Genomic DNA, 23,034 nt, shown 5'->3' with positions numbered 1-23,034 from the left:
AACACGGGAAAATAGCTGCCTTTCAAAATAAGTCTTTTACCAGCGAAAACACTGAGACTCAAAAACAGGGCAATGGCGCACATCGACCCTCAGAGCGAATAGGGGTAGCTATCCTCTGATATTCTTACTATATTTATAAGCGGCAACTTCCTTGGCGAAATACTTAACAGCTGCTGCTCCGAGATAGATTTTCTTATCTGCCATATATAAAAAATACAGTCAGACACATTTTTTGCCTATATCCCAAAGCCTCAGCAAAAATAAAACCGCCGACGCAAGAAAGGGGGAACGTCGGCGGTTATGAAGGGCTTATCGCTGTGGGGAGAGGGTCCACAGCCTCGGCCAGGTTTAAACAACTCGTCTCAGAAGAAAATTCTGAATCGCGAGGCCCAAGACGCTTACAGCTACTGCAAAAATTACTGCTTGAATCATCTCGGCCCCCTTTCGTTTTTGACAATAAAAGTTATACATGGATTACTTATTGCTGTCAAGCATAATTCCCAGAAATTAGTAGGAATTGAGGAGAGCTTTCATATGGAGAGTTGTTCCATAAAATTGAGGAGAGCTTTCATAATGAGAGCTCTCCTACAAATGGTCAGTCTTTCGCTAATACACCTCTTCATTACCTCTCCCCTATCCTTCCTGCACTTTTTCTTATCAAACAACAGACATATCACCCCAATTTGCTAAGCTAACTACAGCAGCAAAAAGGAGATGCATTATGGACTTTCTTTCACTCGTACAAGCTCGCTACTCTTGCAAGGCATACACCGACACCCCAATCGATGACCAGCAACTTGCAGCTGTTCTTGAGGCAGGTCGTCTTGCACCTACTGCAAAAAACAGTCAGCCGCAGCGTATCTATGTGCTCAAGAGCTCTGACGCCCTCGCCAAAATAGATGAAATAACACCTTGCAGGTACGGTGCCCCTATCGTCTTGATAGTGTGTTACGACGCCGACGCTGTCTTCCACTATCCTCAAAGCCCCAAGGATTCAGGGGCGGAGGATGTAGCAATCGTGACCACACATATGATGCTTGCTGCAGCAAACGAAGGTTTGGGTAGCTGCTGGATTAATTTCTTTAACCCTGAGCAAGCCCAGCAGATTTTTGACTTGCCCAAGCAGCAAGTGCCTGTGGCTCTGCTTGATTTAGGACATGCTGCAGCCAACGGCACGCCTCTCAAAAATCATGAGTCACGCAAGCCACTGTCTGAAACGGTTACCTATCTCTAGTAACACAAGCGCGCCATAACACAACATGCACAACATCCAAATGCCCAAGACCAAAAAGTAAGGAGAGGCCGTGCTTTGGACTATCATCGGCCTCATTGTTTTACTTGAGGTCCTCAGGCTAATTGCTTGGATTATTCGCAACTTTTGGAACTGGCTCGGCGGCGGCAAAGAGCTTGACCGCCTAAGCGCCAACAAAAAGCTTGATGAAGACATTCAAATCCAGATTGCCACAGCGCGCGCTTGGAGACGAGCGCGCGGCACTCGTAATACGCTCTATACCCTCAGAAACCCTCGCCTTTCGCGCGAGCAGCGCCGCCGCGTAAATGATGTTGTGCGCAAGCTGCGCGAGGAGTTTCTTGATGCCACACCCATCGGTTGGTGGCAAGTCATCATGATTTTCTTCCTGTGCAGCATTTTGGGGCTGGTATTGGAAGAAATTTGGATGCTCATTACAGCTGGTCTCACTCAAAATCGTGCTGGTCTCGTATGGGGACCGTTTTCACCGCTCTATGGCTTTGGCGCGGTGTTGCTAACTTTCAACGCATATTTCCTACGTCGTCACCACGCCAATGATCTACAGATATTCCTCTCGGGAGCCGTTGTCGGCGGCACGCTCGAGCAAATCACTGGCTGGGGCATGGAGCATCTCATCCACGCACACTCCTGGACCTATATCTACCTTCCTGACCACATCACACCCTATGTGGCCTGGCGTTTTCTTGTTATCTGGGGTCTGCTTGGCCTCATCTGGACGCGCACCATCATGCCAAACTTGCTCTACGGCATTGGCATTTTTCACTCAAAGCGGCAGTTCGTCTTTATCGTGCTCTTGGCAACCTATCTCAGCCTTGACATTTGGATGACTATATTTTGTTTTGATCGCAAGGTCTCGCGCGAAATGGGGATTCCACCTGCAAATGCTTTTGAAGTTTGGGTAGACACGCACTATACCGATGAATTCATTGCAAACCGCTTCCAAAATCTAGAAGCAAATTAGCCGCAGCCCGCAGGCTAGCAAAGATAAATATGCAGCTATCGTCTTGCGTAGCGCACACCCTTTTGACAAGCAGAGCCTCGCGCTACGAGTTTTACTCTACTGGCTGCACCACACCCACCTCACGCAGCGCTACCCGAGCCATCGGGACGGCAATACATACCGTCACCAAATCTGCAGCTGACTGCGCCATTTCAACACCTAACAGACCAAATACCAACGGCAGCAGGGTAACCATGGGAGCCAGCACAATGCCCAAACGCGCCAAACCCAAGAACAGAGCGCGCCACATACGTCCTGTCGTTTGCAACATAAAATTCGTAATCATTGCAATACCGGTAATCGGCAAAGTTACTGCTTGAAAACGCAAAGCTACCGTTGCAATTGCAATCACTTCAGGATCGTTACGCATGGCAGCTGCAATCTGTGGCGCAAAAACAAACACCATCGCACTCACCGCAGCAACTGCAATTATGCAGGCACGCACCGCAAAGAAATAACCTTTGCGTACACGGTCTCCTCTGCCTGCCCCATAGTTGTAACCGCATAGCGACTGAAAACCCTGGCCAATACCAATCTGCACATAATTGCCCACACTTGAAACGCGTGACACAATAGCCATCGCCGCAATTGCCGCATCACCAAAAGGCCGTGCAGCATGATTGAGTGCCACTGTCGCCACGCCCGATACCATCTGGCGCGCAAGTGAAGGCAAACCTCCGTTATTGATTTCTCGCAACAAATTGCCATCAATCTTAAGCAGCCTAAAGTCGTACGGTGCCACACTCAATTTTTGCGACGAAATCACAATCATCAAAAAGCTAATCAATTCACAGATAATCGTCGCCAAGGCTGCACCAGCAATATCCATATGCAACACAAAAATAAAAATCGGATCGAGCAAAAAATCCAATACAGCTCCCGTAACTAAGGCCACCATCGACCAGAACGATTCGCCTTCCATACGCAGCTGAAAGTTTGCTGTCAGCGAGGCTGCCATCCATGGTGCGCCAATCAATATGAGGGACATATATGCTTTTGCGTGCGGCAATATGGTCTCAGTCGCCCCTGCTAGACGACATATGGGTTCAAGTAAAATCGTCCCAACCACAGCAAGAATCACACCAAAACCAAATGACAGCGCAAGCCCCGCTGTCGCCATACGCTGCGCCTGTTCGCGCTCATCTTTGCCAAGGTAGCGCCCCAATGCGTTGCCCGTACCCTGACCAAAATAAAACCCAATACCTTGGATAAGGGTCATAACAAAAAATGCCACGCCCACAGCGCCCTCTGCGGCAGTCGAAATCTGTCCGATAAAAAATGAATCTGCAAGGTTATAAATGGTTGTTACGATGTTGGCAATCACTGATGGTGCACCTAGGCGCAAGATAAGGGGACCTATGGGCTGAGTGAGCATCTCTTCTCGCTTGCGCTGTGTTGCTTCCTCGTCCGCCTGTAATGTTGGACTACTTACCGTCACGCCAGCCATCTCCGTTCTTTTTTGTCTCTATACCGTTGTACCTCAGCTCTGTACAAGTTATAAAAAAATCGACAAAATATTTAGTTCAAAAATCTGGAGAAATCTTAAAGGCATGCAGGGTATATCAAATAGGTATTCAGTAATGCACCCATCACAAGGAAAGGATTGCTATGGCACTCGATGCAAAGGTTGCCGAGAAACTCAATTATCAAATCAACAGGGAGCTATGGTCGGCGTATTACTACCTGACTTTCGCAGATTATTATGAGATGCGCGGTCTTAAGGGTTTTGCCAACTGGTACATGATTCAGGTTCAAGAAGAAGTTGCTCACGCCAAGATTTTGCGCCGTTACCTCCTTGATAACGGTGTAAATGTCAAGATGCTTGCTCTTGAGGAGCCTACCAAGGTATTTAAGAATGATCTCGAGCCGCTAGAAGAAGGTCTCAAGCACGAAGAATATGTCACCTCACTTGTCAATGACTGCTATGCCACTGCCAAAGAGGTCAATGACTTCCGCACGATGCAGATGCTTGACTGGTTTATCAAAGAGCAGGGTGAGGAAGAGGCTAATGCTGCCGAGATGATTTCCAACATGAAGCTCTTCGGTACCACGCCACAGGGTCTCTTTGCGCTGGATCGCGAGTACCAGACTAGGGTTTTCACCGCCCCCAATCTCCCGATGTAAGTTTTAATTACGCGCGATTACACGCGGCACACGTAAACTGCTTATTCACAAGCAAAGCCTAGGAAGTCACATCGACTTCCTAGGCTTTTTTCATACACGGCCAAGCAGAGCTACATACTCACAGCATCTGTAGTACGCAGTGCCGAAGCGTTAATTCTGCTCACGACGACGAATCATCAACATAGCGGTACCAGCACCGACCATTGCAAAACCAACGCCTGCGAGCCCGCCAAGGGCAAAGGAGTTGTCGCCAGTCTGAGGCAGAGCAGCGCTGGACTTGAAGTGTGCGGCCTTCTTGATTGTCAGCGTCTTTTCGACCTTGGGCTGACCCTGATGCTTGGGTTCGGGCTTGGCCTGAGGCTCAAATGGGCAGGTCAAAGTCGGGAACATAGCATGAAGCATGCGGCTGTAGATGGATGCTGTCAGATAACGATAGTCATCCTGCTGATGAGCCTTGTTTGTCAAGGTATTGGCAAACAGAATCATATCCATGCCATCTTCAAGCAAGCTAATTGCCTGAATTTGACCCTTATACTGCTCGATGAAATCCTCAGTCATAAAGCCCTCAATCGGACGATCATTGGTGGTCTTGATGAGGACCTTGGCGCCCTTGGGGATGCTAATAAAGTAGCCACCACCAAAGCCGTACATGATATTGTCGCCCTCAATACGATAGGTAGCCGTAATGAGGTCCTTCTCGGGGAACTCAACTGTGGTCAACGCATCATAACCCAGCCAAGTGCCCTGACCCATGAAGTTCAGGCTATTGATGAGGGTATCCCTGACGAACTCAAGGGCGTCAGCGGTGTAACCTACGTACGGTTTGCCTGCCTTGATGGCCGCTGCGATTGCATCAGAGTTGGCAGGATACTGACTACCAACAATCATGTCAGCTTCGTCAAGCTTGTCAGTCAACGTAAAACCAAGCTGCTTTGCCAGCGCAAAGAAGTCCCAGTTGCCGTTAGTGTTCAGACGGTTCTTATAGTTTTTCATACCAACAGGTTTGCCCTGAGTGTCATTAACAAACTCACCATAAGCTACAGGCACATATAGCTTCAGGTTGTTCTTAATGAGCTGAGCCTTGGGGGTCTTCTTGCCCTGAATGGCGCGGAGGCAATAACGATCCTTGATTGACAGGAAGTCACCCGTACTCACAACATAACTTCCCTCGTGCTCACCCTCAGTGATAAGACCAACTTTTTTGCCCTGACGGAGCAAATCATTGATAGCACGGACGGAATCTAGGCTGTTGTTCTTAATGATGGTAACGCAACCCTTGCCTTCGGTATAGGTCTTGGGATTGGGAGCCTTGTCAATCTGCTTCAGAGCACCCTTAAAGACGTCCTTGGTACGAATAGTCGCCATGTCATAACCGCGCAGGGCAGCAAAATTCGTCAATGGTTCGCTATACAGAGAGTACTGATCCCAGTCAGCAATCACGAGGTTGGGGTACAGGGCGCAGTTGGCCATGTTGCGCTTTGCTTGGTGCATATCCACCACATAGGTGCCAGCCTTGAAAGTCTTGCCCCTAAAGGTGACATCGCGGGTGAGCTGAGAAACCTTCACGCCGTTGTGCAGCAAGAACTTAATGGTTTCAGCAGCGGAAACGCGATCGTGCTGGTTTTTAACATCCATGGGGATGACATAGTACTCAGGGAAGAAGTTCTTGTTCTCATTGTTCCGAGGACGGAAGTTGTCAGCATTGGCGCCAGGAGTATCCTTCTGATCGACATAGTATTTGCGAATAGTCGCCGCGTCGACATTGTTGATACCACGCAGGAAGCGCTCGAGCTGGTTCAAGAACATCTTGTCACGGTTCTGATAAACAAACTCAGCATTACCAATGAAGCCATACTCCAAAGCACGAACACCATCGCTGTTGCCATAGGGCAGCTCAACGGTGAATGCATTGGTACCGTGCATCATGGCATACTGAGGAGTGTAGCTCGTCGACATGTCATCGAAGGGCTCTTCCCAGTAGACACTGCCATCATCCTGCTTTTTCAGATAGTCACGCATGGGCATTTGTACAGAATTGATAGTGCGATTATTTGCAACAGAGGTGCTTGCAAAGTACTCACCCTGCGCAAACGCAGTATCAATAAAGAGGTCATACTCGTTGTTGGGATCATGCGTGGGAGAGCAGGGCTCAACCTGATACTGCTTGTAATAACCGTGAGACTCATGTAGGGAAATAGGATTCCACTTTGTGATAAGGCCACTCATTGCATGAGTTTCGGGCTGGGTCTGATACGTATTGTCGCGGTTCAGGTCAAAACCGTTGCCATTGGTGCGCACATTTAACGCACGGGCGTCAACGTTTTCGCTGGGTACCAAAATGAAGAACATCTTCTTCAGTATCTCGAGGGGATTGAATTCCTTCTCCTCAACCGTATAGTACTTGGCAATCTGCTCTTCAGTGAGATCGGCTGAAGCGTTGCTTCCGCCAACCTGACCGCGAATATAACCAACACCCGTTGCTTTGTCCTCAATAAGCTTTGACCAAACGGTTCTATCGGCGTCCATCTCATCTTTGAGTTCTTTCTTACCCTCTTCGGTAAGACCAGTGAAGCGACGATAGGTCAAAGACTTACCCGAGGTGAGGTCACGCAAGAAAGCAATGATAGCGTCAACCGCGGGCTCCTCGTCAGCGTGGACGTTGGAGTACATAACGGGGACCTTATAGTTCAAGGTGCCAGCCTTAATCTTGGTCATGAGACTGGCGGGATTATTTTCCGCCTGCTTCTTGAGCGCCTGATAGTCAGAAAGATCTTTGGCATTTTCGGCAACATAGACAACCCTCATGGGACGGCCCTGAGCAGAAGTACCAAATTGCTCAACCTTGGCATAAATGCCCATCGCGTTTGCCTTTTTGACAAGGCGATCCATCTCAACATCAAGTTCTTCTTGGGTCATAAACTCGTCGTAAGGACGTAGCTGAACGCTCGTCTTGACTTCAGAGCCATTCTCCAAGATGACTTTAAGGTCAAAAGGACCTGTATAGTCATACAGTGCAGAACGGACAATGGCACGGGAACGCACGTCAACACCGTTATAGCCAAAAAGATACTCGTTGCCAAAGGTCAACTTCAGTACAGGCTTGCCATCAACCATCTCGACGCTGGTGGCGATGTCCTTAAAGAAAGGAATGGGTGCTTCATTTTTCTTGGTTGCGACGGTCTTCCAGTCCTCAAGCTTGCCACCCAGATTCTGGTGGGGATAATCCTTTTCAGAGAACATGCCCTTTGTACGACTGAGTTCGTAGCTAATCTTGCCATTATCTATCATGTCCTGCAGTTGCTCAGCAGTGATACCCTCAACTTTGGCGCGAACTTCAAACGTACGCTTATCAGTCATCGAAATCTTGTGCTCGGTAGCCTGAGCTGCATCGGCATCAGTACGCTTGAATTCAATGTTGGTAAGCTTTGCATTTGCAGGGTCGGATCTCTCTCCACTAGGAGCCTTATCCGCGACCTCGTCATCGGGGTTTACTTGCTCAACTTCATCAGTAGCAGGTGTCTCGGGAGTCGTTGCAGCATCTTCGGGCTTTGCAAGTTCGGTGCCCTCTTCTCCGTCTGCCTTGGGAGTTGCTTGAGGAGCTTCTATAGCAGGAGCAGCCACTACAATCGGTGCTGCCTTATCTGCAGGTGCACTGGTGCCTGCATAAATTGCACCTTCAGCGACACTGCCCGTCGGCTGAGTAATTACCCCTCCCTCCACGGGGGCGTTGGGGGTTGCCTGCTCAGCATAGGCAACCGTGGTTCCCATTCCCGTTGCAATCATGACGGTCGCAACGGCAGTGAACGCTGTCTTTCTGAATGAACCCACGTCCTCTCCTTCCCACACACAACACAAATAACGGACCTTAGGCCTCGTGGCGCATTGCAGTACAGACGCTTCTTGCAAGCAAGCTAACCATTACACACAAGCAGTTCTGATTTGCATCAATGCAGTTCAAGGCCTGTATCTAGCGGCAAGCATGTCAAAACAGTAAAACGACAGAACCTCTTCGGAGGATGCATTTCCTCCAAAGAGTGACTGCACTTATGTAAAAAAATTTATGCCCTCTGCTGACTCGATCGCCCCTAGATCCTTATGCGGTAAATGTAACAAGAAAGTTACAAACCTTAAGCTAACTTTTCCGTTAAGTACGGCAAACGGTGGGTCTAGTTCGGTGACCAGCACTATTTAAAATTTTTTCAAATTTATATAACTAATTTCCATTAGTTATTACTACAAAAAATAGTTTCACTCCTGATGTTTATATAATTTTTTAAAACTGTTAATGTCACAGCTTAAAAAGCAACCATGTAGATTAATGGCACGGTAGAAGCCACCGAGGATCCCAACATCTATATCCTTCACCGTAATGATGGTGCCCCCGATGGCAAGGCACATCTTGCTTATACGTATGATGCCGGAATGCCCTATGATCAAGCCGAAGGACTCATCTACATTGATTTTGGCGATAGACAGTTACGCTCAATCGATAAGATTGCAGACATTCCTATGACAATCGAAACAGAATCTGATGCAGATGGCAGCGCTAGCTAGACTGTCAATCGTTCAACCGTAATGTAATCGGGCGCTCAGTAATGTTCAGATCGGGAATGTAGGCAAAAAGCCTATCTGATTACATTTCTTATATGAGGTAGAAACAACCACAAAGTACTATAATCGCAAATGGTTCAAACTTCGCAGTTTCAAACTACAGATGGTTCAAGTTTCGGAGTCGCCATTCACATAAGTGCAGGTAAGATTCTGTAAAAACCCGAGAAATGAACCATCTGTACTCATGGGGGCCGAAGGATGAGTCATCTGTGCTAATTGACACCAAAGAATAAGGATTCGAAAAGCTTGAATAAGCCTTTGTCCACAGAAGAACTGGTATTTTTTAAATCAAATAAGTAAAACCGCGAGAATCCAACAAAGGTACTCGCGGTTTGTACAGTTTTGCTTACATAAGCAAAACGTCCGATTCTAGTTAAACATCCAATCCCAGTTAGCTTACTTACCTAGGTTATAGAAGCTCTTGATACCATCGTAGACCGATGCCTCACCTAGATTGTCCTCAATGCGCAAAAGCTGGTTGAACTTGGCCACGCGGTCAGTACGGCAAGGGGCACCGGTCTTAATCTGGCCAGCATTGGTGCCTACAGCAAGGTCGGCAATAGTGGTGTCTTCGGTCTCACCAGAACGGTGGGACACAACGGCGGTATAACCAGCACGCTTTGCCATCTCGATAGCCTCAAGGGTCTCGGTCAAAGAGCCAATCTGGTTGACCTTGATAAGAATGGCATTTGCCGCACCAAGCTTGATGCCCTTCTCGAGACGCTCAGTATTGGTAACAAAGAGGTCATCACCGACAAGCTGGACCTTCTTGCCAAGACGCTCGGTCAATTTGACCCAGCCATCCCAATCTTCCTCGGCCAAACCATCCTCAATGGAGATGATGGGATACTTATCAACAAGCTCCTCCCAGTAATCGATCATCTGGTCGGTAGTAAGCGTGCGACCCTCACCCTTGAGCTCATACATACCTGTTTCCTTGTTATAGACCTCAGAGGTTGCGGGGTCCATGGCAAACATAAAGTCGCGTCCTGGCTCAAAACCAGCCTCTTTGACAGCGCGCATCAGGTACTCAAAGGGCTCAGCATTAGTCTTGAGGTCGGGGGCAAAACCACCCTCATCGCCAACGCCAGTATTAAGACCAGCCTCCTTGAGAACATTCTTAAGGGTGTGGTAGACCTCGGCACACCAGCGCAGAGCCTCCTTAAAGGTCGGGGCACCTACGGGCATAATCATGAATTCCTGGAAGTCAACATTGTTATCGGCATGTACACCACCGTTGAGTACATTCATCATCGGGGTCGGCAGAGTGTGAGCACCTGCGCCACCTAGATATTCATGCAGGGGTAAACCAGCAGAGATAGCAGCAGCGCGAGCAACAGCAAGAGAGCAGCCTAGAATAGCATTCGCACCGAGCTTACCCTTGTTAGGAGTACCATCAGCAGCAATCAGAGCATGATCAATAGCACGCTGATCACGAGCATCCATACCCACAATGACCTGGCACTCATCGTTAACATGAGCAACAGCCTGCGAAACACCCTTGCCCAGATAGCGACCCTTGTCACCATCACGCAGCTCAACAGCCTCAAACTCACCAGTAGATGCGCCAGAGGGCACGATAGCACGAGCAAAGCTGCCATCCTCAAGAGTTACCTCAACCTCAACCGTGGGATTGCCACGGGAATCCAAAACTTCGCGACCATATACTTTTGCGATCCTGCTCATACGAACCCCTTTCACGCGGTGGAATATTTCCTACACACCAAGTAGGTTATCCATTAGTTAGCCATCTCATACACTTAAAAATGCAAAATTCATGATAAAAGTCAGATTAAGGAAACTTTATTTTTCGAGTCATCGTTGGAATACTTTGAACCCGGCATAGGGTATATCAAAGAATTATAAAACCGCACTACATAGCAAACCATGTTTGCTATTGGCCATCCAACCTTAAAGAGAGGTTTCTCATGACAAAGAAACTCAAACTATCCCGTACGATCCACGATCTTGTTGAGGACTATCCTGAGCTTCGAGATGTGATGCAAGAGATTGGTTTTCGCGATATCGCCAAACCTATGGCACTCAATACTGTGGGACGCGTGATGACTATCCCCAAGGGCTGTGCTATCAAAGAGTTTAAGCTAGATGAAGTTGTTGCCAAACTTGAAGCGTCTGGCTTTGAAGTCATACAGGAAGACGAACAGAAAACAGCCGTCAAAGAAAGCCAGACAACCTCCCTTACAGCATCTGCCGATCTGCTTGCCAAGCAAAGCCAACCAAACTCCGATGAACGTTCCGCTTTACTAAAATCCTATGTTCGCAGGCTCACTGAGGGTGAAGACCTAGAAAGCGTGCGCGAAGACTTTGCCGCAAAGTTTAGCGATGTCGACGCTAGCGAAATTATGACCGCCGAGCAAGAACTTATTGCGGAAGGCACTCCCCTGCCTGAGGTTACCCGCCTTTGCGATGTACATTCTGCACTTTTTCATGGTGCGACCCGCGAAGAAATTGACGGAGCCGCAATGAAGTCCATGATGAGCAACGCTGCCACCGCGGTTGAAGCTGCTTTTGCCAAAGACAAAGATGAAGTTGCTATCAACAGGGTCAGTAGGAGTTCTGACGAAGCCAAAAGCAATCACGCCCAAGCCACCGCTCATATCACCACAGCCACAACGCTCAGTGCTATTCCGGGGCATCCCCTTAACCTGCTAACGAGTGAAAACTCTGCAATTGCTGCGCTGCTTGATAAAATTTCAGATGAGCTTGATAAACAGGATTTGGTAGGAGCACAAGCTGATATCCAAAAGCTACGCCACATTTCAATCCACTATTCCAAAAAAGGCGATCTTTTGTATCCCATGCTCGCAAACCGTTACAACGTCACAGGACCCGCCAATGTCATGTGGACTGTTGACGATGAGATTCGTGATGAGTTGCGACAACTTGCAGGGAGCACTCCCAATGTAGACTGGATTACCCGCACTCGTGCCGTTTTGCAGCGTGCAAAAGAAATGATTTACAAAGAGGCTCATATTCTCTTTCCTATTTGTGCCGCAAACTTCAGTGAGAAAGAATGGCAAAATATCGCCTTTGACCTAGGTGACTATGCCCCCTGTCTAGTGGAAAAGGCACCCGCTTGGGAACTTGCTCGCCCTGTTGCACCACAAGCAGAACTTACTACTGAAAAAGTTGTACTTCCTAGCGGCAGCATGACAGCAGCCCAGCTTCGTGCTCTGCTTAACACAATTCCTGGCGAGATTAGCTTTGTAGATACCGATGACAATAATTCTTACTTCAACGAAGGTGCTAAGGATTTTAAGCGTCCCTTAACTGCTTTGGGTCGTCCCGTTTATAGCTGCCACCCGCCCAAGGTCGAAGGCATGGTGCGTTGGCTCTTTAATGAATTTCGTGCGGGCAAACAAAATTCATTTGAGGTTTGGCATAAACGCGATGGTCGTGATTTACTTGTCCGTTACATCGCTGTTCGTGACGAGCAGGGTAGCTACCTAGGCACACTTGAATTTGTTGAGGATCTTACCGCCGCTCATGAGCATTTTGTACCGACGCCCAAGAAAACTGATGTCGTTATGGATGAGCTTGAGAAGCGCCAAGACCAAGAATGGTAGTTCTCGCTAGACGCTCGATGTTCAACACTAAATGCTAGATGTTAAACGCAGGGCATCAACACATTTCGACACTGCTATTAGTCGCAGGTTATTTCGCATAAGAATCGCGCGAAACGCCTGCGGCTTTTAGTATGTCAAAAAGCTCTTCCCGCTCGCTGTCAACCAACAAACGTTGGTCAATCAGCACTATCCCACCATCAAAACGCCGAATATATACGTATGAGTGATAAATGCCCCAAACTTCAAAAGCTTCCCAGTTGTTTTGGGTCTTACCCACATTAGAAGTAGAAGTGATACCTTGTGAATCAAGTTCATAGTGATGCTTGTTTGACACAAGACGCTCGTTCATCGAACGCTGTATTTTCTTGAAACTCCTGCTATATGCCCACTTGTAACCTATTACGGCATACCAAACAAAAAATATGGTTGCAGCTGCCATTAATGCTCTGAACCAAAACCCGTAGTCCAACAGCACAAAACAAATGATGCTACTGCGACTACTGCAGCAAAAATACGAACCTTACGCGTACGACTTTTGTATATCGGAAAACGCAAGGCCAACTGAACCAGTGCATCTTTTTCTTCTTGGCCAATCATCATATCGATGCTAACCATAAGAACTCCCTTTTTTGCCATATACAAATTATGCAAAGAGTTGCTTGTTTTAGTTTAACCAATCTTGTGTCGTGCTACGATATGCAATCGTTCTCAAATCCAGTGGTTTAACCGCTACAATTTGTCGTGTGATAGCTAGAAAGTTGAAGGCAAATATGACAAGGCAGCACTACAAAACCAAACAACGTGAAGCAATTCTTTCTGCGCTTCGAAAGAATGCCGGCAATCATATCACCGCCCAAACTCTTGCCCAAACCGTTGCTGAGGACGGTTATTCTACCAGTGTCGCAACGGTATATCGCACGCTTATGCAGCTTGAGGGTGAGGGTAAGGTACATAAAATGCCTGATGCTCGTGGTCATGCTGCGTGCTATGAATACGTGGGTGATCAGGGCGATCACGATGAACCAGCATGTTTTCACTGTCTTTGCCGCGAGTGTGGCAAGCTCATTCATCTGCACTGTGACGAGTTATCTGGGATTCGTGAGCATATCGAAAAAGAGCACGGATTTAGGATTGATCCGTGGCAGACCGTATTTTATGGCACCTGCGAAGAATGCTTGGCAAAGCACGAGGATTAGTTAAAGACAGCACACCAAGCAATGCAGCTGCGCTCAGTACGGCAAACATAGCAGATAATTTCACCAAAATGGCAGGAGCGACATAAACGCACCTGCCATTTAGATCAACAGGATTTGTTTTTTATCTCAGTGCTGGGCAGCAATTAAGCCGAAAGCTTTGCACCCAGATTCTTAAGTGCCTCAATTGCATCATCATCAGGCTCGAGGTTAGCGATAACGGTATCAACTACCTTGACGCCAGCCTCTTCGGCATTTGACTTCCAAGTCTCCATCCACTCGCCAGTGCCCCAGTCATAAGACCCAAACAGACCGACAGGCTTGTCGCCAAACTCAGAGCAGCACTCATCCCAAACAGGCTCAAATTCGTCAGTATCAAGCTCCTCAGCACCCATCGCAGGGCAGCCAAAAGCAAAAGCATCGTAATCTGCAACTTTGTCAGCACTAAAGTCAGCAACAGCGATGATATCTGCATCAGTCGCGCCATCAGCTACAGCTTGGGCCATAGCCTCGGTGTTGCCAGTCATTGTCCAGTACACAACTGCCAGTTTGCTCATTTGTTTCTCCAATCAAAGAACTCTCAATATGTACCATCGCATTTGCGAGTTGATACCAAATTTCTTATAAAATGTTGTAGTTATAAGACAGGCTGGGAATGCGCATAGCACTTGGATGGGCAAGTAATTCCGCAAAGGACTCACCCGCAGCAAAGCGCTCACGGCAATGACGCTCGCAGTTGGTAATATACCGAAAGCGAGTTTGTGCAGCTTTTACATCGCCATAAGCTTTCCAAGGACCACGGCAACTTTCCTTTTTGCCAGCCATAAAACCTCGAACATCCTCAGCGGGATAACCCAGCAAAAGACCAACTTCATGCGGAAAGCTTGCCACGCGATGACTATCTGCGCCATAGTAGCTTGCCATACGCTGCCGCAAGGTGGAGACCACCGTATCGAGAGAACGAATATCGTATCCTGTGACAGTAAGCAGGGAGCGCACATCAGAATGAGCAAGTACTTGGTTTAAGGCGCAGGGACGATAAATGAAGAGAACTACCCTACCGCCACGACGATCCAGCACAATCAAACGCAAGCCAAAGTGGTCGAGATTTCGAGCACAACAGCGAATGGCTTCACGCTCTGCTGCACGTGCTGCACGCGGATGAATTCCATAGGATTCAAGAACGTGGGGGACATAATTTACTAAAGATGCTGGTTTTATCCCAGAAATAACTCCTGCAGCACCAACTACTAGACGACCCACTAACTCACGGGCAAGCGCCGCTTCAATCCGTTCATACTGATGAATGTTTTCACCGTTAGAGACAGAATTTGGGGTGGCAGGACTATCTAACGTATCAGGATGATAACGCATCCCCAGCAAAAGTGAATCTCCCATGTCCCTCACCCTTGTTAGCTAATACTTACTTATAACAAGAGAGTTATACATGGTTTACTTGTTTGGGTCAACTCTTAGTTATTCTGGTTAAATTGTTCTGCGTAAAGACAGCTCAACTCTTATGGACCTTAAATCGTCAAATTGAGAAGTAGTTAACCTCCTCATCCTCCGGTTTGACGATTTGGGGATGTAGCTCAAGCCTTAACCCAAAGCGACATCAAGCGCCATCATAATAGTGAACCCTAGAGCAAATGCCAGCACACCAACATTAGAGTGCTTGCCCACACTCATTTCAGGGATTAGCTCTTCTACCACAACATACATCATGGCACCCGCTGCAAAAGACAGCAGGATTGGCATCATGGCAACAACTTGTTTTGCCGCAAAAATAGTAATAACTGCAGCAATGGGTTCTACAGCGCCAGATAGCACACCCAGCACAAATGACTTGAGTTTACTCTCCCCTTCCTCACGTAAGGGCATTGACACAATGGCACCTTCAGGAAAATTCTGAATTGCAATACCCCAAGAAAGCGCGGCCGCAGCAGAGGCAGTAATTCCTGCTCCACCAAGAGCCATACCTGCATAAACAACACCAACGGCCATTCCCTCAGGAATATTGTGCATGGTAACTGCAAGCACCATCATCGTGGTACGGCGCAGATTAGAAGTAGGACCTTCTGTCTCATTTGCCCGCACATGAAGGTGTGGAATGGCATGATCCAAAAATAGCAAGAATAAAATACCCAGCCAAAAGCCAAAAAAGGCCGGTAAAAATGCCCATTTACCCAACGATGCTGAACCCTCAATGGCAGGGATAATCAGCGACCAAATCGATGCTGCAACCATAACACCTGCAGCAAAACCGGTCAGAATTCGGTCTACATTGTCGGAAAGATTGTTGCGCATAAAAAAGACGCATGCTGCACCCAGCGATGTACCTAAAAAGGGAATGAGCAATCCAATAACAATTGCGTAGTTCATAGAAGAAAGCCTCCGTAGCAAAACGAGGACAAACCCTCGCTAATAATCCAAGCGAAAGTATACCCACGTGCTTTGGAGCTTTACGCTCGATTGCAAATTAGTCTGAATTTGTTCGTTGTGAATGTGATTTGTGGCGAGCATTTTCGCCAAACTGCTTATCCCTATGCAAATGACCAGTTGCCAAATAATCAGTCGAAGAAATCTTATGTTTGCGTGCATGGCGACGCAACTCTCGCAGACGCTGTTCTTCTCGTCGTAACTCCAAACGGTGCTGCTCAATAACTTCCCAAACAGGCTCGTGAGCTGCAATTTCACGAGCTGCTTCCACGGGATGGGTCGCGCTGGTAACGCGCACCAGCGAGGTAAGAATTGGTATCAGCAGCACCGTCAACGCGCCCGCAGTGACCAACACCGATGCTTCAGAAACCCCCATTGCACCACTATTTACTGCAGCTCGTGTAACCGCAACCACTAAAGGCAAAGCCATCGTGCAGTATGCCGCAGCGGAAAACTTTTCTTGCCAGCTCATTGAACGCGTTTCGGAACACATATTCAGAGAGATTCCTACTACCACTCCACGCACCAGCACAAGCAAAGCAATGAAGCCAAAAAGCAGTCTCAAATCTGCAAATGCCGCAGTCAAATCAATCGCTGCACCGGACACAAAGAAAAACACTGGTACCAAAAAGCCACTCGCAATCGCACGCAAGCGCAACTCAAGATGATCGTTGCCCGTAGGCAGTAGACCGCGCAAAGTAAAACCTGCTGCAAACGCCCCTAGCGCTGCATCAAAGCCCAAGCGCTCTGCCGAAAATACAAGGAATACCAAAAGCAAAGTAACGGCGCGTACAGCTGCCTCGGTACTATCTGCTGCATTGCTTCGCAAAAAAGTCTGTAATTTGCCACCAAGCTTTCTTGCGCGCAGAGGAAAAGTCGCGATTAACAAGCACATCACTATAAAAAACAGCAGTAGTACGCTGGTCTCCACATGATCACGGGTTGACAGCAAAAAAGCCATCGCAACAATAGGCAATACTTCGCCAAGCGCACCATATACCGTTACCACCTGCCCCACGCGCGTGCCAAGCAGCCCACGTTCGCGCATGATAGGCGCAAGTGTGCCATATGCCGTGGTAGTTAGTGCAATTGCAAAGGCATAGCCAGCAACTCCCGAAAAACGTGCAGAGGAAATCCCTTGAATAAAGAGCAGCGCCAATCCCAAAGATACCAGCCATGAAAGCATGGCATGACGAGTCATTTTCCCCGACATTTTTGTTGGCTCGATTTCAAAACCCGCCATCAAAAAGAGAAATGCCATCCCAAGTTCGGAAATAAATTCCATACCTGTATCGTTTGCAATCGGTAGCCATCTGCCCAAAATGGCACCTGCAAATACCAAAATCACAACCTCAGGCACTGCTCGCCCAGGAATAATGCTCGCAACAATCGGCGCAAGAAACGCTACAAGCAAAGCAACCGAAAGAAGAAAGAGGGTCGTCAGCATAAGTCCCCCTTGGATTGATGAATCGAATAGCACGCTATTTTAGCCTTTGCCGCAATTTACTGCCATGAATATACTTTCGCGCGTGCACGTTCCCACACAAAAGCCGCTAAAAACAGCTCCTCAGAAACTCACAACGCAGGCCTCGAAGCTACGTGTTTTACTCCTGGCTCTTGAGTGCAACAGCCAGCGACACGCGCGACAAATGTACATGATTGGCAATTGCTACCACCGCATAACAGCTAAGGCCAATGAGTATGTACTGTGCATACAGCGTTGGCGGCAAAACAATCTCGGGCATAAGATCGTAATCCATAAAGAGCAGTTCACAAATCCCTGTAAAGGCAAGCTTTATCACAGGAACTGTCAATATCAGTGACAAAATCACGCACAAGGTGATGGCATGGATATACACACGACTAAGTTCACCACCGCGGTAACCAAATACCTTGAGTTGAGAAATTGCACGTGAACTACGCTCAAGCACCGTTTTTGACAACAAATAAATTACGATGGCATAAATGATAAGTGCCGCTGACATAATCAAGCCCATCATACCGCCCATCGATTCGCGCAGTTGATCTGCCATCTTGCCCGCATCGTCTGGGGTTAAATCACTTAACACATCATGTTTGTCAAAATGTAGTTCTTTATCGGATACCCATCCATTGAAATCTGTTGCCTTGTTTCCAAGCAGTTCATTGAGCTTTTCGCGACTCATATATACATTCGTATCAATTTTATTATCACTAATTGCTGAAACAACTACCGAGAAATTCTTGTCATGATAAGCATCACGCAACGCAAGCGTGCTACCCACAGCAAGGTCAGACTTTTGCGCTAACCCACCGCCGATAACAACTTTTCCATCACGTACATCAAAATCCTTCCAATAAGAACCCTGCTCATCAATGCCGTAGGTCGTAATATCCATCGGACCCCAATTCCATTTTTTGGAGACCTGAAGGGTTGCAAACTCAACTTTTTCTGCTTGGTATGCCAGCGCGGCGTCCTCAGCGGGCAACTCTACAGAACGACGCAGAGTATAAACATGGTTAGCTGGTACGGCATCGACCATCTTTCCTGCCATGTGCTCGATAATCGGCATCATACCTAGGCCCATAACCAGCAAAATTCCTGTCGCAAAGATGCCAAAAAAGATTGTGAATGCACTGCCAATATTATTGAATAGCACACGCAGACGCAGACGACTAAAGAAAGGCCAACTTGCAGGCAGAGGCCAACCATGACCTCGACGGGTACGCGTAGCTTCGTGCCGCAAAAAGGCTAGTGGCGTGTATTTGAGTTTTGAAGCTAGACCAAGCACCGTAATAATGAAAAGCAACAGCACCGGAATTACCGTCACCTGGAAGAAAATCCCTGGATTAGCCCTCAGTTCAAAGGGCAGCAGACTATAACTTTTGCTATAGGTGTCATAAGTAAATTGGATAAAGACAGACTGAGTTAAATTCCCCACAATAGCTGCAGCGATGGCAACTAGCATGGGCAAAATAACGTAGTGGCGCATGAGTTCGCTGCGTTTGTAGCCCGATGCCAACAAAGTACCAATGACGGGAGATTCAGCTTCGATACTAGCGCCCGTAAGTACCACAAAAATGAATGCCATAACTATCACAATGATGTAGTAAAAAACCTGCCACATTTGGGAGTCACCCTCGGTATCCTTAGGGGCAAAATTCACAGCTTGGTTGGAGTTAACGTCCACAAGGTCAGTAACACGAGCATCTGCGAGTGATAGAGCGCGCAGCAAGTTTCGTTCGGCAGTTGTACGCTGTGCCAAATCGAGTTGTGCCGTATCAAATTTATAAGCGTAACTATAGGTCTCGGGCTGATCTGCAAAAGCCGCGTAACCCTGTGGCGTAAGCACACCCACACAAAACGTAAAGTCATCCATCACAAAGTCGGAGTTTTTCTCAAAAAGTGTAGTGTAATCAGGCAGTGTCACTGTGCCGCTCACCTGCAGCTTGTGCCCCGCAAGATCAAAACTATCGCCAGGCCTGAGTTGATGATTACGCGCAAATGTAACATCGATGGCAATCTCATCATCTGCCTTGGGCAATGTCCCCGCATGAATCTGTGGCAAATTAATCTTGTCACGCGCAGCATAAATGCGCATGTTAATAGGACGCTTATTGTTGACGGGGTCATTTGGAATGGTTGCTTTAAGATCGTGGCTAAACAGCGGATAAACCGTAAGCTGCTCATAATTATCGAGATTGGTGTCTTCATCCGCCAACGATAAGGTCAAGCGATCCAGCCAAGAAAAACGACCTTTTTCGGCAGCATCAATCTGGCGCTCATCTAACTTATGCGTTACGGTAAAACGCCCGTCTTCCAAATGGTAGCGATCAGGCAATTCAGCAAGCTGCCTATGAATGGAATCTGCCGCAGTCAAAAAGCCCGAGATATACGCAATCATAAACGCAATCATCAGGAAGAGTCCAAGATACTTACCAAAGTTATTTTTGAGTTGTCGCATAATACGGTGCATCAAGGGAGACATAGGCATCTACCAGCTCAAATCGTAAGCATGCAAACGTTGAGTATTGAGCTCGTCTTGCACAAAGACGCCCTCACGCAGGCGCATAACGCGATGCGACATCTGCGCGATTGCATCATTATGAGTCACGATAACCATCGTCACACCAAACTCTTTGTTCACACGTTCAAGCACGTCAAGCACATCAAGGGAGGTTTCGTAATCGAGAGCACCCGTAGGCTCATCGCAAAGCAGCAAACCCGGACGTTTGGCAAGCGCACGAGCAATTGCGCAACGCTGTTGCTGTCCACCCGATACCTGACGTGGGAATTTCTTTGCCTGCGCTGTAATACCCAAGCGGTCAAGCAAATCGTCTACAGGCAACGGATTTTTGCTAAGATGCGCACAAACTTCGACATTTTCGCGAATCGTCAAGTCTGGCAGCAGATTGTAAAACTGAAAAACAAATCCCAGCTCACGGCGGCGATATTCAATAAGATCTCGCCTATTGAGCTGACAAATATCCGTATGAGCAATACGAATGCTTCCGTGATCTGCTTGCTCAAGGCCTCCCAACAGATTGAGAAAAGTTGACTTTCCCGAGCCCGATGGACCCAGCAAAACACACATCTCACCTTTGTTTATGTTTGTCTCGATGCCATCGAGAACGGTGATATGCGCATCGCCCGTACCGTAGGACTTAAACAAGCGCGAGACACTCACATATACATCTGTGGGAGACGTAATTAAAGATGGCTGATTTTTGGTAATTACCTGGTCAAACATATTGTTTCCCATCGTCTTGCTAATCTAGGCCAATGGCTGCAGTCTTGATTACAAAGCGCACACTGCCTTTGGTGCCAGCCTCAATTCCACTGAAATTGTCATAGCGTTTTCCTGCTACCTGCAGCGACTTTATGCGATCACGAAGGCCAATGATATCGTCCTCATAGAGGCTGACAATACGCTGAATGCCCTGCCTGTCAAGCTGCGAGAAACCCTCAGCAAGCGCGGTGGATCCTTCTGCTGCCTTGTCAGCACCTTTTGCAAGCTTGCTACTCGCATCACTCAACTGGGAAAGACCATCGCTCAACTGGGATACACCATCTTTGAGATGTTTACTGTTATCGCTGAGTCCAGCCAGACCCGTGCTCAATGAAGAAATACCCTGAGTAAGCTGGTCGCTTTGTAAAGCTGCTGCTGCACCCGCCGCCTGACCAGCGATACTTGACGTATGAGCAAGCGCCTGGACAATCTCATTTAATGCAGCAAGGTTTTCAGGGGTCGGGTCAGCAAGAACTGCTTCATAAGCTGCTGCATACTGCGTTTGCAGCTGAGAAAGAGTGTCCTGAGCCACTGCTGCCTGGGACTGTGCCTCCCCTGCCGCAGCATCTAGTGCACCCTGTAAGGCCGTGGCCCCCGTAGCTGCTTGGTCAACGCCATTCGTATAAGCACTCACGCCTTCCGAGAGTTGGGATGCACCAGTTTGGACTGTTGCTATGGCATCAGACAAGGTGCCCGCACCTGAACTTAACTTATCCATACCATCAGCAAGTGACTGCGAGCCAGATGTAAGCTGCGAGCTAGCATCTTTGAGTTTGTCCATCGAGCCACTTGCATCTTCACCAAATTCAAACTTGAAATCGTTGAGGGCATCAGTTGAAACCAATGTCACCGCAGCATCAAGTGCAAAATCTTTAACATCAGCTTCGATGGTAAACGACGAGGGGATGTCCTGCTTATCTCTGTCGAGATTAAGGCCTTCCTGCAAACCGGGCATTGCATATCCAAGTACCACAACACGCTCGTTCATATCCATGGACTTACCATTGCTGACCTGCACATTGCTAAACTTCTCGCCATCAAGCATAAGAGCAGAAAGCGCAACAAAAGGCACGCACTGCTTTGGATCTTTACTTGTGAGATTTTCAAATTGATAGTGAATCTTGACGCGACCGCTTTTGCCAACAAGTTGATCGGCGGTGATTGTCTTGCCATCAAGCTCGTAACTAATCTGCAGAGCAAAGGGCAGTTTCTGTGTGGATTTACCTTTGTAATTGAGGGTAGATTCCGTACTTGACCACAGCAGTCCTTGAGCTGTTTTTGTAGGCTGAGCGTTAGTTTCATCCTCTTCGAGTTCAGAAAGATTTGACTGGTCGCGCAGTGTTTTTGCACCGCTGGGATTGGTGAGCTGAACCGCTACACGTGTATCGTGAAAACTGCCATCAGGGGCCGCTTGAACAGTTACGGTTTCGGACTTTTCCTGAGGTATTGCAGCTTGTGAAAAGTCAGCTTGGGCGGCAACGGTATTTTGCTTGGTATTGTTTTGCTTGGCGCTCAAAGTGGTAGCAGGCCTTCCTTCCTGCGCCTGAACAGATTTGAATTGAGGCGATTGAACTACAAGCGTGCCCGCTAGGCCCATTGCTACGAGCACGGCTGCAGCGGTAGCTGTCTTTTTTCGAGAGCTGATATGCGCTTTAATTTCCTGGAGCTTTTGTGCAACAAAGGAATCTGTTTTGCTGGCATTACCCATAGTCAATTCCTATTCCACTGCGAGTGTGGATGAGAAGTCATCCTCTATTGGAGTTTGTTTCTCATCCACTCGCAAGTTTCCTTGAACTAACTCAATAAGTATACCAGAGTTAACATCATTCAGACTTTTTCTTAATCCTTGAACGGAGATCTTTTCCGCCCAGCGGCAGTCTTCATATGCATGCCTTATAAAATAGACACCAAAATAACCGGCATATAGGAAAAGTGTATCGTGGGGGCACGCGTCACGCCGGACATGGCGCAATATACCTGCGATCTTTTGACCCCTCTTCGCTCTGAGGCACGATATGCGCCATTTGCTGAAATTTGTGTT

The 23,034-nt window shown here is 47.8% G+C and carries 19 protein-coding genes; 6 read left to right on the top strand and 13 right to left on the bottom strand.

What is annotated here, in order from left to right:
* The first annotated feature begins 721 nt into the window (after positions 1 to 721).
* Together HMPREF9069_RS02865 and HMPREF9069_RS02860 are read left to right on the top strand one after the other, a co-directional pair.
* Entirely contained in the window at positions 722 to 1,234 is a 513-nt protein-coding gene (locus HMPREF9069_RS02865) for a nitroreductase family protein (RefSeq protein WP_021625626.1), read from the top strand.
* 70 nt (positions 1,235 to 1,304) lie between these two features.
* A complete protein-coding gene (locus HMPREF9069_RS02860) occupies positions 1,305 to 2,231 on the top strand; it encodes a putative ABC transporter permease (RefSeq protein WP_021625625.1) in 927 nt (308 codons plus the stop codon).
* A 91-nt stretch (positions 2,232 to 2,322) separates the two neighbouring features.
* Here HMPREF9069_RS02860 and HMPREF9069_RS02855 read toward each other — a convergent pair whose 3' ends face one another.
* A complete protein-coding gene (locus HMPREF9069_RS02855) occupies positions 2,323 to 3,717 on the bottom strand; it encodes an MATE family efflux transporter (protein WP_021625624.1) in 1,395 nt (464 codons plus the stop codon).
* Between the two features lie 161 nt (positions 3,718 to 3,878).
* On the opposite strand from HMPREF9069_RS02855, the gene HMPREF9069_RS02850 reads away from it, so the two are divergent.
* Positions 3,879 to 4,394 (top strand): ferritin, encoded by a 516-nt coding sequence (locus tag HMPREF9069_RS02850; RefSeq protein ID WP_021625623.1) that lies wholly within the window; start codon positions 3,879 to 3,881, stop codon positions 4,392 to 4,394.
* Between the two features lie 150 nt (positions 4,395 to 4,544).
* Here the strand turns inward: HMPREF9069_RS02850 and HMPREF9069_RS02845 are convergent, their stop codons facing one another.
* On the bottom strand, positions 4,545 to 8,222 hold the full coding sequence (locus HMPREF9069_RS02845; RefSeq protein ID WP_051317764.1) for an LPXTG cell wall anchor domain-containing protein: 3,678 nt from the start codon (positions 8,220 to 8,222) through the stop codon (positions 4,545 to 4,547).
* A gap of 594 nt (positions 8,223 to 8,816) precedes the next feature.
* Between HMPREF9069_RS02845 and HMPREF9069_RS09700 the strand changes: the two genes are divergently transcribed.
* Positions 8,817 to 8,948, top strand: a complete 132-nt coding sequence (locus HMPREF9069_RS09700) for a hypothetical protein (protein WP_021625620.1) — start codon at positions 8,817 to 8,819, stop codon at positions 8,946 to 8,948.
* Between the two features lie 453 nt (positions 8,949 to 9,401).
* Here the strand turns inward: HMPREF9069_RS09700 and eno are convergent, their stop codons facing one another.
* Positions 9,402 to 10,691, bottom strand: a complete 1,290-nt coding sequence (gene eno, locus HMPREF9069_RS02840; protein WP_021625619.1) for a phosphopyruvate hydratase — start codon at positions 10,689 to 10,691, stop codon at positions 9,402 to 9,404.
* A gap of 242 nt (positions 10,692 to 10,933) precedes the next feature.
* Here eno and HMPREF9069_RS02835 point away from each other — a divergent pair, with 242 nt between their 5' ends.
* A complete protein-coding gene (locus HMPREF9069_RS02835; protein ID WP_021625618.1) occupies positions 10,934 to 12,592 on the top strand; it encodes a DUF438 domain-containing protein in 1,659 nt (552 codons plus the stop codon).
* A gap of 88 nt (positions 12,593 to 12,680) precedes the next feature.
* On the opposite strand, the gene HMPREF9069_RS08800 is transcribed toward HMPREF9069_RS02835, so the two are convergent.
* Positions 12,681 to 13,031 (bottom strand): YcxB family protein, encoded by a 351-nt coding sequence (locus HMPREF9069_RS08800; protein WP_021625617.1) that lies wholly within the window; start codon positions 13,029 to 13,031, stop codon positions 12,681 to 12,683.
* On the bottom strand, positions 13,031 to 13,207 hold the full coding sequence (locus HMPREF9069_RS09195) for a hypothetical protein (RefSeq protein ID WP_156894146.1): 177 nt from the start codon (positions 13,205 to 13,207) through the stop codon (positions 13,031 to 13,033). Before HMPREF9069_RS09195 ends, HMPREF9069_RS08800 begins: the two co-directional genes overlap by 1 nt.
* A gap of 155 nt (positions 13,208 to 13,362) precedes the next feature.
* Between HMPREF9069_RS09195 and HMPREF9069_RS02825 the strand changes: the two genes are divergently transcribed.
* Positions 13,363 to 13,788, top strand: coding sequence for a Fur family transcriptional regulator (locus tag HMPREF9069_RS02825; RefSeq protein WP_035438275.1), 426 nt, complete (start codon positions 13,363 to 13,365; stop codon positions 13,786 to 13,788).
* Positions 13,789 to 13,931: 143 nt separating this feature from the next.
* Here HMPREF9069_RS02825 and HMPREF9069_RS02820 read toward each other — a convergent pair whose 3' ends face one another.
* From HMPREF9069_RS02820 to HMPREF9069_RS09525, 8 genes are all read right to left on the bottom strand, one after another.
* On the bottom strand, positions 13,932 to 14,342 hold the full coding sequence (locus tag HMPREF9069_RS02820) for a flavodoxin domain-containing protein (RefSeq protein WP_021625614.1): 411 nt from the start codon (positions 14,340 to 14,342) through the stop codon (positions 13,932 to 13,934).
* Positions 14,343 to 14,406: 64 nt separating this feature from the next.
* Complete coding sequence (locus HMPREF9069_RS08795; protein ID WP_021625613.1) at positions 14,407 to 15,183, bottom strand: DUF3793 family protein; 777 nt, start codon at positions 15,181 to 15,183, stop codon at positions 14,407 to 14,409.
* Between the two features lie 201 nt (positions 15,184 to 15,384).
* Positions 15,385 to 16,167, bottom strand: coding sequence for a ZIP family metal transporter (locus HMPREF9069_RS02810; protein WP_021625612.1), 783 nt, complete (start codon positions 16,165 to 16,167; stop codon positions 15,385 to 15,387).
* A gap of 97 nt (positions 16,168 to 16,264) precedes the next feature.
* Positions 16,265 to 17,671: a cation:proton antiporter gene (locus tag HMPREF9069_RS02805; protein WP_021625611.1), complete on the bottom strand. Its 1,407-nt coding sequence runs from the start codon at positions 17,669 to 17,671 to the stop codon at positions 16,265 to 16,267.
* 157 nt (positions 17,672 to 17,828) lie between these two features.
* Positions 17,829 to 20,192: an ABC transporter permease gene (locus HMPREF9069_RS02800; RefSeq protein ID WP_232204029.1), complete on the bottom strand. Its 2,364-nt coding sequence runs from the start codon at positions 20,190 to 20,192 to the stop codon at positions 17,829 to 17,831.
* A gap of 6 nt (positions 20,193 to 20,198) precedes the next feature.
* Positions 20,199 to 20,954, bottom strand: a complete 756-nt coding sequence (locus HMPREF9069_RS02795; RefSeq protein ID WP_051317766.1) for an ABC transporter ATP-binding protein — start codon at positions 20,952 to 20,954, stop codon at positions 20,199 to 20,201.
* Positions 20,955 to 20,973: 19 nt separating this feature from the next.
* Positions 20,974 to 22,701: a hypothetical protein gene (locus tag HMPREF9069_RS02790; protein ID WP_021625608.1), complete on the bottom strand. Its 1,728-nt coding sequence runs from the start codon at positions 22,699 to 22,701 to the stop codon at positions 20,974 to 20,976.
* 9 nt (positions 22,702 to 22,710) lie between these two features.
* The coding region (locus HMPREF9069_RS09525; protein ID WP_021625607.1) for a hypothetical protein at positions 22,711 to 23,034 on the bottom strand (324 nt) is incomplete at its 5' end.

The organism is Atopobium sp. oral taxon 810 str. F0209, assembly GCF_000466405.1.
In the GTDB taxonomy this organism is placed as follows: domain Bacteria; phylum Actinomycetota; class Coriobacteriia; order Coriobacteriales; family Atopobiaceae; genus Olegusella.
Note: the sequence above shows the minus strand (reverse complement) of the source record. Positions and strands in the feature narration are given on the sequence as shown.

Coding starts and splice junctions, on each gene's coding strand:
- eno (WP_021625619.1), bottom strand. CDS start 10,691: ATGAGCAGGATCGCAAAAGTATATGGTCGCGAAGTTTTGGATTCCCGT.
- HMPREF9069_RS02795 (WP_051317766.1), bottom strand. CDS start 20,954: ATGTTTGACCAGGTAATTACCAAAAATCAGCCATCTTTAATTACGTCT.
- HMPREF9069_RS02850 (WP_021625623.1), top strand. CDS start 3,879: ATGGCACTCGATGCAAAGGTTGCCGAGAAACTCAATTATCAAATCAAC.
- HMPREF9069_RS02825 (WP_035438275.1), top strand. CDS start 13,363: ATGACAAGGCAGCACTACAAAACCAAACAACGTGAAGCAATTCTTTCT.
- HMPREF9069_RS02805 (WP_021625611.1), bottom strand. CDS start 17,671: ATGCTGACGACCCTCTTTCTTCTTTCGGTTGCTTTGCTTGTAGCGTTT.
- HMPREF9069_RS09195 (WP_156894146.1), bottom strand. CDS start 13,207: ATGGTTAGCATCGATATGATGATTGGCCAAGAAGAAAAAGATGCACTG.
- HMPREF9069_RS08795 (WP_021625613.1), bottom strand. CDS start 15,183: ATGGGAGATTCACTTTTGCTGGGGATGCGTTATCATCCTGATACGTTA.
- HMPREF9069_RS02865 (WP_021625626.1), top strand. CDS start 722: ATGGACTTTCTTTCACTCGTACAAGCTCGCTACTCTTGCAAGGCATAC.
- HMPREF9069_RS02835 (WP_021625618.1), top strand. CDS start 10,934: ATGACAAAGAAACTCAAACTATCCCGTACGATCCACGATCTTGTTGAG.
- HMPREF9069_RS02790 (WP_021625608.1), bottom strand. CDS start 22,701: ATGGGTAATGCCAGCAAAACAGATTCCTTTGTTGCACAAAAGCTCCAG.
- HMPREF9069_RS02810 (WP_021625612.1), bottom strand. CDS start 16,167: ATGAACTACGCAATTGTTATTGGATTGCTCATTCCCTTTTTAGGTACA.
- HMPREF9069_RS02800 (WP_232204029.1), bottom strand. CDS start 20,192: ATGTCTCCCTTGATGCACCGTATTATGCGACAACTCAAAAATAACTTT.
- HMPREF9069_RS02820 (WP_021625614.1), bottom strand. CDS start 14,342: ATGAGCAAACTGGCAGTTGTGTACTGGACAATGACTGGCAACACCGAG.
- HMPREF9069_RS09700 (WP_021625620.1), top strand. CDS start 8,817: ATGCCCTATGATCAAGCCGAAGGACTCATCTACATTGATTTTGGCGAT.
- HMPREF9069_RS02855 (WP_021625624.1), bottom strand. CDS start 3,717: ATGGCTGGCGTGACGGTAAGTAGTCCAACATTACAGGCGGACGAGGAA.
- HMPREF9069_RS08800 (WP_021625617.1), bottom strand. CDS start 13,031: ATGGCAGCTGCAACCATATTTTTTGTTTGGTATGCCGTAATAGGTTAC.